Source organism: Catenulispora yoronensis (assembly GCF_039531695.1).
Classification (GTDB): Bacteria; Actinomycetota; Actinomycetes; order Streptomycetales; family Catenulisporaceae; genus Catenulispora; species Catenulispora yoronensis.
Window position 1 is genome coordinate 43737 of record NZ_BAAAQN010000075.1, and the last position, 10777, is coordinate 54513.

At 71.3% G+C, this 10777-nt stretch carries 11 protein-coding genes and 1 riboswitch; of the genes, 10 read left to right on the plus strand and 1 reads right to left on the minus strand.

Translation table 11 applies throughout. The annotated features are described in order from the left end of the window. Positions 1-76 precede the first annotated feature (76 nt). Positions 77-1420, plus strand: coding sequence for a M1 family metallopeptidase (locus ABD481_RS40360; protein ID WP_344671180.1), 1344 nt, complete (start codon positions 77-79; stop codon positions 1418-1420). Positions 1421-1467: 47 nt separating this feature from the next. Then, a complete protein-coding gene (locus ABD481_RS40365; RefSeq protein WP_344671181.1) occupies positions 1468-2238 on the plus strand; it encodes an SDR family oxidoreductase in 771 nt (256 codons plus the stop codon). On the opposite strand, the gene ABD481_RS40370 is transcribed toward ABD481_RS40365, so the two are convergent. Beyond that, positions 2222-3892: an AMP-binding protein gene (locus ABD481_RS40370; protein WP_344671182.1), complete on the minus strand. Its 1671-nt coding sequence runs from the start codon at positions 3890-3892 to the stop codon at positions 2222-2224. The two genes, ABD481_RS40365 and ABD481_RS40370, sit on opposite strands and share 17 nt — an antisense overlap. Before the next feature lie 117 nt (positions 3893-4009). Here ABD481_RS40370 and rpe point away from each other — a divergent pair, with 117 nt between their 5' ends. The 8 genes from rpe (at position 4010) to ABD481_RS40410 (ending at position 10302) form a co-directional block, all read left to right on the plus strand. Then, positions 4010-4684, plus strand: a complete 675-nt coding sequence (gene rpe, locus ABD481_RS40375; protein ID WP_344671183.1) for a ribulose-phosphate 3-epimerase — start codon at positions 4010-4012, stop codon at positions 4682-4684. Positions 4685-4819: 135 nt separating this feature from the next. After that, positions 4820-4957, plus strand: a riboswitch (FMN riboswitch). Positions 4958-5171: 214 nt separating this feature from the next. Next, positions 5172-5888: a riboflavin synthase gene (locus ABD481_RS40380; RefSeq protein ID WP_344671184.1), complete on the plus strand. Its 717-nt coding sequence runs from the start codon at positions 5172-5174 to the stop codon at positions 5886-5888. A gap of 5 nt (positions 5889-5893) precedes the next feature. Further along, positions 5894-6553 (plus strand): nicotinamide riboside transporter PnuC, encoded by a 660-nt coding sequence (gene pnuC, locus ABD481_RS40385; protein WP_344671189.1) that lies wholly within the window; start codon positions 5894-5896, stop codon positions 6551-6553. Then, a complete protein-coding gene (locus tag ABD481_RS40390; protein WP_344671185.1) occupies positions 6550-7836 on the plus strand; it encodes a bifunctional 3,4-dihydroxy-2-butanone-4-phosphate synthase/GTP cyclohydrolase II in 1287 nt (428 codons plus the stop codon). Before pnuC ends, ABD481_RS40390 begins: the two co-directional genes overlap by 4 nt. A gap of 126 nt (positions 7837-7962) precedes the next feature. After that, a complete protein-coding gene (gene ribH, locus ABD481_RS40395) occupies positions 7963-8439 on the plus strand; it encodes a 6,7-dimethyl-8-ribityllumazine synthase (protein WP_344671186.1) in 477 nt (158 codons plus the stop codon). A 56-nt stretch (positions 8440-8495) separates the two neighbouring features. Next, positions 8496-8765: a phosphoribosyl-ATP diphosphatase gene (locus ABD481_RS40400; RefSeq protein WP_344671190.1), complete on the plus strand. Its 270-nt coding sequence runs from the start codon at positions 8496-8498 to the stop codon at positions 8763-8765. A 141-nt stretch (positions 8766-8906) separates the two neighbouring features. After that, positions 8907-9770: an ATP phosphoribosyltransferase gene (gene hisG / locus ABD481_RS40405; RefSeq protein WP_344671187.1), complete on the plus strand. Its 864-nt coding sequence runs from the start codon at positions 8907-8909 to the stop codon at positions 9768-9770. Positions 9771-9792: 22 nt separating this feature from the next. Further along, a complete protein-coding gene (locus ABD481_RS40410) occupies positions 9793-10302 on the plus strand; it encodes a PH domain-containing protein (protein WP_344671188.1) in 510 nt (169 codons plus the stop codon). The last annotated feature ends 475 nt before the right edge of the window (positions 10303-10777 follow it).

A 10777-nucleotide genomic window follows, 5' to 3' on the forward strand; every position in this document is an offset into this window, starting at 1 on the left:
ATGGTTGGCGATGCCGCAGGGCTCTCCTTCGCGGAGTGCTGCGTTAGGGGCGCGAGCCGCGGTCGCCGAGGCGGCGATGACCGGCCGAGCCGCCGACGGGACAGCCGTCCCGCCGGCGGCGGCTGCGCCTTCGCGCGCCGAGGGCGTCGCCTTGGGCGAGCCGACCGCGCCTGGTTCCGCGGTCTATACGGTCGTCCTGAAAAGTGACGACACAGGGCACTCATGGAGCGGCACTGAGAAGATCGCTTTTACGAATCCGGGCAAGGCCGCGATCACTGAGTTCTGGATCCGGCTGTGGGGCAACGGCGACGCTGGATGCGGGGGAGTGCCGCCGGAGCGTATGACCGATCTGGTCGGCGGCCGTATAGCGGAGACCACGCAGAACTGCACGGCGTATCGCATAGAGCTCGATACGCCGCTGGCGTCCGGCGCGCAGGGCGAGGTGAGCTTCACCCTTGCAATCGACGTACCGGTACGGCGCGACCGGTTCGGCGTGAACGGCGTCGACACATACCTGGGCAACGCTTTAGCGGTTCTGGCAGTGAAGGATGAGAACGGCTGGGAACTGCCGCCCTACGTGGACTTCGGGGAGAGCTACTACTCGCTGACCGCGGACTATGACGTGACCCTGGACCACCCCGCCGCGTTGCAGGTGCCGTCGAGCGGGACGGTCGCGGGGGAGACGCCTACAGGCGATCGAGTGAGCACTCACATAGTCGCGAACAAGGTGCGGGACTTCTCCTGGTCGGCGGGCGCCTACCACCACGACACAGTGGTCACCGCGGCCGGAGTGACTGTGGATGCCTACTGGCCGAACTCGGAGAGCGACTCCAACTGCCGCGAGCTGATGCGCTATGCGGCCAGCGCGCTGGACTCCTACGGCGAGCGCTTCGGTGCGTATCCGTACCCGCGGTTCACCATCGTGTTCGACGAGTTCGGCTCCGCGTTCGACGGCATGGAGTATCCGAACTACGTCCTGGCCTCCGCCTACCGGGGCGCGGTGGCGCACGAGGTCGCGCACCAGTGGTGGTTCGGCCTGGTCGGCGACGACCAGTACCGCCACCCCTGGCTGGACGAGGCCTTCGCCGAGTACAGCGCCGAGCAGTTCGAGGGCGGCGGCTCCCCGGCCCACGGCTGCGACTGGGTCGCGGCCGACGAACGGATGGACGTCTCGATGGACGTCTTCGAGAAGGCCGGGGACCCGCTCTACCACGACGCGGTCTACCACGAGGGCACCTGCATGCTCTACGACCTCGAACGCACTATCGGCCGCACCGCCATGGACCAGCTCCTGCGCGGCCTGGTGAGCCAGTACGAGTACGGCGTCGTGCGGCCCGCCGACGTGCGCGCGCTGGCCGCGAGCGTCAGCGGCCAGGACCTGACGGCGTTCTGGCAGCGGTGGCGGAACACCGCCGGATGAGGCCCGGCGTTGAATCCGGGGCCCTTCACCCATGACAATGCTCTGTCATGGCATATGGGGTACGGCCGGTCGCCGTGGTGACCGGGGTCGGACGGCGGGCCGGGATCGGCGCGGCGATCGTCGAGAAGCTGGCCGGACAGGGCTGGGACGTCGGATTCACCTACTGGCGGCCCTACGACGACCGGATGACGTGGGGGAGGGACGACGAGGCGCGCGCCGCCATCACCGAGGCGGCGCAGGCGCGCGGGGCCCGGGTGGTGGCGGTGGAGGCGGACCTGGCGTCGGTGGAGGCGCCCGGGAAGGTGTTCGCCGAGGTGCGGGCCGGGCTGGGCGGCGTGCGGGCGCTGGTGATGGCGCACGCCGAGTCGGTGGACTCGGCGATCCTGGACACCTCGGTGGAGAGCTGGGACCGGCACTTCGCGGTCAACGCGCGGGCGTCGTGGCTGCTGGTCCGGCAGTTCGCGCAGGACTTCGCCGATCCGTTCGGCAGCGGCCGGATCGTCGCCCTGACCAGCGACCACACCGCCGGGAACCTGCCGTACGGCGCCAGCAAGGGCGCGCTGGACCGCGTGGTGCTCGCGGCCGCCCTGGAGCTGCGCGGCCTGGGAGTCACGGCGAACGTCGTGAACCCGGGCCCGGTGCAGACCGGGTGGATGGACGACGCGTTCCAGGCGGAGATCCGGGAGCGCACGCCGCTGGGGCGCGACGGCGTGCCCGGCGACAGCGCCGACCTGATCGCGTTCCTGCTCTCGGCCGCCGGCGGCTGGGTCAACGGCCAGCTGCTGCACAGCGACGGGGGGTTCAGCGCCGCCCGGTGAGGATCTCCACCGCCTGCTCCCGCATCTCCACCTTCCGGACCTTCCCGGTGACCGTCATCGGGAAGCCGTCCACCAGGTGCACATAGCGCGGGATCTTGTAGTGGGCCAGGCGCCCCTGGCAGAACTCGCGGACGGCCTCGGGGTCCAGCGCGGCGGCGCCGGGGCGCAGCCGGATCCAAGCCATCAGCTCCTCGCCGTACTTCTCGTCGGGGACGCCGATGACCTGGACGTCCTCGATGTCGGGGTGCTTGTGGAGGAACTCCTCGACCTCGCGCGGATAGACGTTCTCGCCGCCCCGGATCACCATGTCCTTGATGCGGCCGACGATGGAGACATAGCCGTCGGAGTCCATCTGGGCGAGGTCGCCGGTGTGCATCCAGCCGTCCGCGTCCACCGGTTCGGCGGTGCGTTCGGGCTCGTTCCAGTAGCCGAGCATGACGCTGTAGCCGCGGGTGCACAGCTCCCCGGGGGTGCCGGTGGGCACGGTCTCGCCGGACTCGGGGTCGACGACCTTGATCTCCACGTGCGGATGGACCCGGCCCACCGTCGCCACCCGGCGCTCCAGGCTGTCGTCCCGGCGGGTCTGGGTGCTGACCGGGCTGGTCTCGGTCATGCCGTAGGCGATGGTCACGTCGGCCATGCCCATCTTGTCGATCACCCGCTTCATCACCTCCACCGGGCAGGGGGAGCCGGCCATCACTCCGGTGCGCAGGGAGCTGAGATCGTAGGCGGTGTCCGAGCGCTCCAGCAGCGCCAGTTCGGCGATGAACATGGTCGGGACGCCGTACAGGACCGTGCAGCGCTCCTCGGCGACGGCCCTCAGCGTGTCGGCGGGGTCGAACAGCGCGCCGGGCAGGACGACGCAGGCGCCGTGGCTGGTGGCGCCGAGATTGCCCATCACCATGCCGAAGCAGTGGTAGAGCGGAACCGGCAGGCAGACCCGGTCCTCGTGGGTCCAGCCCTGGACCTCGGCGACCTGGTGGCCGTTGCCCAGCACGTTGCGGTGCGACAGGGTCGCGCCCTTGGGGAAGCCGGTGGTGCCGGAGGTGTACTGGATGTCGATCGGGTCGTCGGGGCTCAGGCCCGCCTCGCGCGCGGCCAGGTCCTCGGCCGGGACCTCGGCGCCGCGCTCCAGGAACGCCGTCCAGCCCGGGGTGCCGAAGTAGACCACGTCGCGCAGGTCCGGGCAGGCCGGGCGGACCGCGTCCACCATGGCCACGTAGTCGCTGGTCTTCACCTGCGTCGCGGTGAACAGCAGGCAGGCGCCCGACTGTTTGAGCGTGAAGCCGATCTCGTGCTCGCGGTAGGCCGGGTTGAGGTTCACCAGGATCGCGCCGACCCGCGCCGTCGCGTACTGCACCAGAACCCATTCGGCGCAGTTCGGCGCCCAGACGCCGACCCGGTCGCCCGGCGCGACCTCGGCCGCCAGCAGCGCCCGGGCCAGGTCGCAGACCGCGGCGTCGAACTCGCGGTAGGTCCAGCGGCGGCCGGTCGCGCACTCCACGAGCGCGTCCCGGTCCGGGTGCGCCGCGGCCACCCGGGCCAGGTTGGCCCCGATGGTCTCCTCCGGGAGCGGCGGTGAGTCCGGTCCTTTGCGGTGGGACCGCTGGTCGATCGTGCGGACCGCGCCGCTGCCGGCGTCGTCGGCGTTCATGCCATCCCACCTGCGCTTTCTCAGACCTCGTCGTCAGCACCGAAGCGTACTGGCGGGTACGGCCCGCGTCGATGGGCCGCCGGGGACGGGGAAGCCCGGTCTGTCAGAATCGTCGGCATGAGCTCCGTCCAGATCTCCCCGTCCATCCTGTCCGCCGACTTCTCGCGGCTGGCCCAGGAGGTCGCCGCGGTCCCGTCGGCCGACTGGATCCACGTCGACGTGATGGACAACCACTTCGTGCCCAACCTGACGCTCGGCCTGCCGGTGGTGGAGGCGCTGGTCAAGACCTCGCCGCGGCCGCTGGACTGCCACCTGATGATCGAGGACCCGGACCGGTGGGCGCCCGGCTACGCCGAGGCCGGCGCCGGCAGCGTCACCTTCCACGTGGAGGCCGCGCGGGCGCCGATCCGGCTGGCGCGCGCGATCCGGTCGGCGGGGGCGCGCGCCGGGATGGCGCTGAAGCCGGCCACGCCGATCGAGCCCTACGAGGACCTGCTCCCGGAGCTGGACATGATCCTGGTGATGACCGTCGAGCCCGGATTCGGCGGCCAGAAGTTCCTGGACGTGGTGCTGCCCAAGATCCGGCGGACCCGGCAGCTGATCGACCGGCACGGCGGCGAGGTCTGGCTCCAGATCGACGGCGGCGTGTCGGCGGAGACCATCGAGCGCTGCGCCGCGGCCGGCGCCGACGTGTTCGTGGCCGGGTCGGCCGTGTACGGCGCCGAGGACCCGGACGCCGCGATCCGCAAGCTGCGCGAGCAGGCCGAGATCGCCGGGGCCAAGCAGGCCTGAGGCGCCCCGGCCGGGGCCTGCGCCCTTCCGCCTAAAACTAGAACGTGTTACATTCCGGCCCGGAGTCAAGGTGATGCGCGCCACGCCCGCCCGGGGCGGGAATGAAACGCGTGGCACACTGGTTTCGAACGACGAACGCGTGCTCCGGGGTCGGTGAAATTCCGAACCGGCGGTGACAGTCCGCGAACCGTTCGTTCGCCTCGGCGAACGAACGGCCGATCCGGTGGAATTCCGGGACCGACGGTTAAAGTCCGGATGGGAGGCTGCACGCGACGGGCGTGCCGCCTCGCTGTGCCCAGGGCCCACCAGGCCAGGGCTGTGAGGCCGGAGCCGTCCCGTCGCGGCGTTCGCGACGGCACCCGCCGGGTCGGCGGGGATCATGCCGTGGCGCGCCGCCTCCCTCATGACGCACCCCCCTTCCCGGAGCCCGGGTTCAGGCCGCGAGCCGACCGGGCGCGCGGAAGAGGCGGATATAGGGGAGTACACGGTGTTCACTGGCATCGTCGAAGAACTCGGCCGGGTCGTGGCCCTGGAGACCGAGGGCGACTCCGCGCGGCTGCGCGTGGCGGGCCCGCTGGTCACGTCGGACGCCGAGCACGGATCGTCCATCGCCGTCAACGGCGTCTGTCTCACGGTGATCGAGGACGGCAGGCAGGCCGCGGCGGCCGGCGAGTTCACCGCCGACGTGATGGCCGAGACCCTGATCCGGTCCAACCTCGGCGGCCTGCGGCCCGGCGACCCGGTCAACCTGGAGCGGCCGATGCAGCTCGGCGCGCGCCTGGGCGGGCACCTGGTGCAGGGCCACGTCGACGGCGTCGGCACGGTCCTGGAGCGCACCCCGGCCGAGCACTGGGAGGTGGTGCGCGTCTCCCTGCCCTCCGACCTGGCCCGCTACGTCGTGGACAAGGGCTCGATCACCGTCGACGGCATCTCGCTGACCGTGGTCGAGGCCGACGCCGACAGCTTCACCGTCAGCCTGATCCCCACCACGCTGGAGCTCACCACGCTGGGCCGCAAGCAGCCCGGCGCGCCGGTGAACCTCGAGGTGGACGTCATCGCCAAGTACACCGAGCGCCTGCTGGGCCTGGACGGCAAGAGCGCCGGGCAGCCGCAGGGCACTGAGGCCGAAGTCGAGGCCGGGACCGCGGTCCAGGCCGAAGTCGAGGCCGCGGCCGGCGCCGGCATCGGCGCGCAGCGGGTGTGAGCGCGATGTTCCACTGGGCCAACGCGGTCGCGTTCCACTTGTTCGGGGAAACCGTCAAGTGGTCCGACCTGCTGGGCAACCTGCTCGGGCTGCTGACGGTGGCGCTGGCCACCCGGCGCTCGATGTGGGCCTGGCCGGTGCAGATAGCGGGCTGCGTGCTGCTGTTCGGCGCGTTCGTGTCGGCGCACCTCGGCGGCACGGCCGCGCGGCAGGTGGCGCTGATCGGGATGGCCGCCTACGGCTGGGCGCGGTGGAACGCCGTGCGCCGGAACGAGCACGACATCGCCATCCGCTGGGCCTCCTGGGCCGAGCGGGCGCTGCTCGTGGCCGCGCTGGGCGTCGGCACCGCCGTCTTCGCCCAGGTGCTCCAGCACTACAACGCGTCCTGGTCCCCGTGGCCGGACGCCTACATCTTCATCGGGTCGCTGGTCGCCACCGTGGCGCAGGCGCGGGGGTACGTCGAGTTCTGGTTCGTCTGGGTCGCGGTGGACGTCGTCGGCGTCCCGCTGGCCTTCTCCAACGGCCTGCCGGTCTCCGGCCTGGTCTACGTCTTCTACTTCTTGATAGTCGTCGCGGGGCTGCGCCAGTGGATGGCCCGGGCGCGAGCCCCCCGCGAGGGTGCGCCGTCGGCGCAGCCCGCCGTTCTGAAGGAGGTCACGGTATGAGCACCGTGGAGTCGGTTGTCGCACCCGAGGCCGAGCCGATCGTGCTGGACGGCATCGAGCGGGCGCTGAGCGAGCTCGCGGCCGGCCGGCCGATCGTCGTGGTCGACGACGAGGACCGGGAGAACGAGGGCGATCTGATCTTCGCCGCCTCGCTGGCCACGCCCGAGGTGGTGGGCTTCACCGTCCGCTACTCCTCCGGGGTGATCTGCGTGCCGCTGCCGGCCGACGAGGCCGACCGGCTGAACCTGCCGCCGATGACCGCGATCAACCAGGACCGCAAGGGCACCGCCTACACGGTGTCGGTGGACGCCCGCGACGGCGTCAGCACCGGCATCTCGGCCGCCGACCGGGCCCGCACCATCCGCCTGCTGGCCGATCCGGGCACCACCGCCGAGGACCTGACCCGGCCCGGCCACGTCTTCCCGCTGCGCGCCAACCCCGGCGGCGTGCTGGTGCGGCCCGGGCACACCGAGGCCTCGATCGACCTGTGCCGGCTGGCCGGGCTGCCGCTGGCGGCCGGGATCTGCGAGGTCGTCGAGGAGGACGGCTCGATGTCCCGCCTGCCGCAGCTGGCGCGGTTCGCCAAGGAGCACGGCCTGGCGCTGATCTCGATCGCCGACCTGATCGCCTACCGGCGCCGCACCGAGAAAAGCGTCAGCAAGGTCGCCGAAACCCGGCTGCCCACCGCCTTCGGCGACTTCAACGCCGTCGGCTACGTCTCCGACGTGGACGGCGCCGAGCACGTCGCGCTGGTCCGCGGCGACCTCGGCGACGGCGAGGACGTGCTGGTGCGGGTCCACTCCGAGTGCCTGACCGGCGACATCTTCGGCTCCCAGCGCTGCGACTGCGGCCCGCAGCTGCACGCGGCGCTGCGCGCGGTGGAGCGGGAGGGCCGCGGCGTCGTCCTCTACATGCGCGGGCACGAGGGCCGCGGCATCGGCCTGATGCACAAGCTGCGCGCCTACGAGCTGCAGGAGCTCGGCCACGACACCGTCGACGCCAACCTGGAGCTGGGCCTGCCCGCCGACGCCCGGGACTACGGCACCGGCGCGCAGATCCTGGCCGACCTCGGCGTGCGCTCGATGCGGCTGCTGACCAACAACCCGGCCAAGCGCAGCGCGCTGGAGGGCTTCGGCCTGCGGGTGTCCGGCCGGGTGCCGCTGCCGGTGAACGTCACCGCCGACAACATCCGCTACCTGCGGACCAAGCGCGACCGGATGGGCCACGAGCTGCCGGGCCTGGACGAGCAGGCGGCCGAGCACCTGGCCGCCGCGGTCGGCTGAAGGCCGGGCCGCGACCGGCCCGGCGTTGAGACCCGGCCCCGCCCGAGGGGCCGGGTCTGGAAGACTTGCCAGGCGCGCCGCGCCCCTACGCGCGGCGGCCACTGACGCACAAGGAGTGAGTAGAACGTGAGCGGAGCGGGAGCGCCGGCCATCACCATCGAGGGCGGCGCGGACCTGAAGGTCGCGGTGGTGGCCGCGCAATGGCACACCCAGGTCATGGACGGGCTGGTGTCCGGCGCCGAGAAGGCGCTGGCCGAGATCGGCGCGGCGCACGACCTGTTCCGCGTCCCGGGCTCCTTCGAGCTGCCGGTGGCGGCCAAGGCCCTGGCCGCCGGCTACGACGCCGTGGTCGCCCTCGGCGTGGTGATCCGCGGCGGCACGCCGCACTTCGAGTACGTCTGCGCGGCGGCCACCGACGGCCTGAACCGGGTGGCCATCGACACCGGCGTCCCGGTCGGCTTCGGCCTGCTGACCTGCGACACCGAGGAGCAGGCGCTGGACCGCGCGGGCCTGCCGGGCTCGCGCGAGGACAAGGGCCGCGAGGCCGTCGAGGCGGCGGTGGCCACCGCGCTGGTGCTGAAGCAGATCGGTGCGGCGCGGTGAACGCCTCGCCCACCGCCGACGAGCCCGTGGAGGTCCGCGTGGGAACCGCCGTCCCGATCACCGCGAAGACGTTCGAGACCCTGTTCGGCGAGCTGGCCGCCAAGGCCGAGCGCGGCGAGGAGGGCTCGCGCACCGTCGAGCTGCTGGGCCTGGGCGTCCACGCCATCGGCAAGAAGATCGTCGAGGAGGCCGCCGAGGTCTGGATGGCCGCCGAGTACGAGGACGGCGACCGCACGGCCGAGGAGATCTCCCAGCTGCTGTACCACGTGCAGGTCGTGATGCTGGCCCGCGGCCTGACCCTGGACGACGTGTACAAGCATCTGTGACGAACAGGTGAGCCAGGGCCCTGCCGTCGGCGGGGCCCGCCGTCATCCCAGCGAGTGAACAACCCGGCGTCCGCCCACCGCGGTGGTCGATACTTGCCCCGGGAGATTCATCAACCACAGGTAACTGAGAGGTCACACGTCATGCTGCGCATCGCCCTGCCGAACAAGGGATCGCTTTCGGAGGCGGCCACGGCGATGCTGCATGAGGCCGGCTACCGGCCGCGCAAGGACGGCAAGGAGCTGATGGTCGTCGACCCGGCCAACAACGCCGAGCTGTTCTTCCTGCGGCCCCGCGACATCGCCACCTACGTCGGCTCCGGCCGCCTGGACGTCGGCATCACCGGCCGCGACCTCCTGCTCGACTCCGGCGCCGGCGCCGAGGCGATCATGGACCTGGGCTTCGCCCGCTCCACCTTCCGCTTCGCCGCCCTCCCGGCCACCGTGGAGCAGGTGACCAAGGCCCAGGGCGTCACCGGCCTGGCCGGCCTGCGCATCGCCTCGGCCTACCCGGGCGTCGTCCGCGACCACCTCGCCGCCGCCGGCGTCACCGCCGAGGTCGTGAAGCTCGACGGAGCCGTCGAGGTGTCCATCGCCCTGGGCGTGGCCGACGTGGTCGCCGACGTCGTGGAGACCGGCACCACCCTGCGCCACGCCGGCCTGGAAGTCTTCGGCGACCCGATCCTCACCTCCGAAGCCCAGCTCATCCGCCGCGCCGGCGCCGAGGACAACCCGGCGGTCGAACAGTTCGTCCGCCGCCTCCGAGGCGTGATCACCGCCCGCGAATACGTCCTGATGGACTACGACATCCGCGCCGAGCACGTCGACGAAGCCGTCCGCATCACCCCCGGCATCGAATCCCCGACCGTCTCCCCCCTCCACGACCGAGGCTGGGTGGCGGTCCGCTCCATGGTCCGCCGAGGCGAGGCCCAACGCATGATGGACGACTTGTGGGATCTGGGCGCGAGAGGAATCCTCGTCACCGATATCCTCGCGTGTCGGGTTTAGGCAAGGGTTCGACGAACCCGGGATGAAACGGACCAGCGCGCAGGTGACGGACAACAACCACGACCGCCCCCCGGACCTCGCCATCCCCCCACTCCCCGCGACCTTCCGCCCCACCCGCACCCGACTGGCGGTATTCACCGTCAGCTCGATCCTGATCGCCACCCTGGCCGTAGTCGCCGCGATACTCCCCGCCACAGGCCCCACCGCCTGGTCCACCCCCGAACGCGTAGCCTTCGCCGCAATCGGCCCCCTGATCTCCTCCGGCCTCTACCTCCTGGCCCGCCCCCGAATCACCGCCGACGACCAAGGCCTGACAGTGGTCAACACAGTGCGGACCCACCACCTGGAATGGGCAGAGATCGTCCGGGTCAACCTACGCCCAGGCGACCCCTGGGTCCTCCTCGACCTGGACAACGGCGAAGTACTACCCGCGATGGGCATCCAGGCCTCCGGCGGCAAGCCAGCACGGCGCGCGGCGGCGGAGCTGCGAGCACTGGTGGATGAGCGAACGCGAACGGAGCGCGACGACTGAGGTCGGGACCGGCGGCGGCCAGCAACCGATCACCTCACACTGGCCGCCTCCACAACCGGCAGCGGCCAGCAAAAACAGATGGTCATCGCGACCGGTCGCCCTGCCACCTCCACAACCGGCGGCGGCCAGCAGAACGGATCACCATCACAACTGGCCGCCGGGCCGACATCACAACCGGCGACGGCCAGCATTGCCGCACCATCATCGTGACCGGCCGCCTCGCCACCTCCACAACCGGCAGCGGCCAGCAGAACGGATCACCATCACAACTGGCTGCCCGGGCCGAAATCACTACCGGCGGCGGCCAGCAAAACCGGTGGTCATCGCGACCGGGTGCCCCGCTTTTTGCCAAAGTTAGGTCTTCGGTTCCGGTCTTTCCGATGCTCCTATGTCAAGGTGTGGGGGTTGGTTGTGTGGTGTTTTGGTGGGTGAGGATGCGGTGGATTTCGTTGGCTATGTAGCGTTTGAGGCAGCG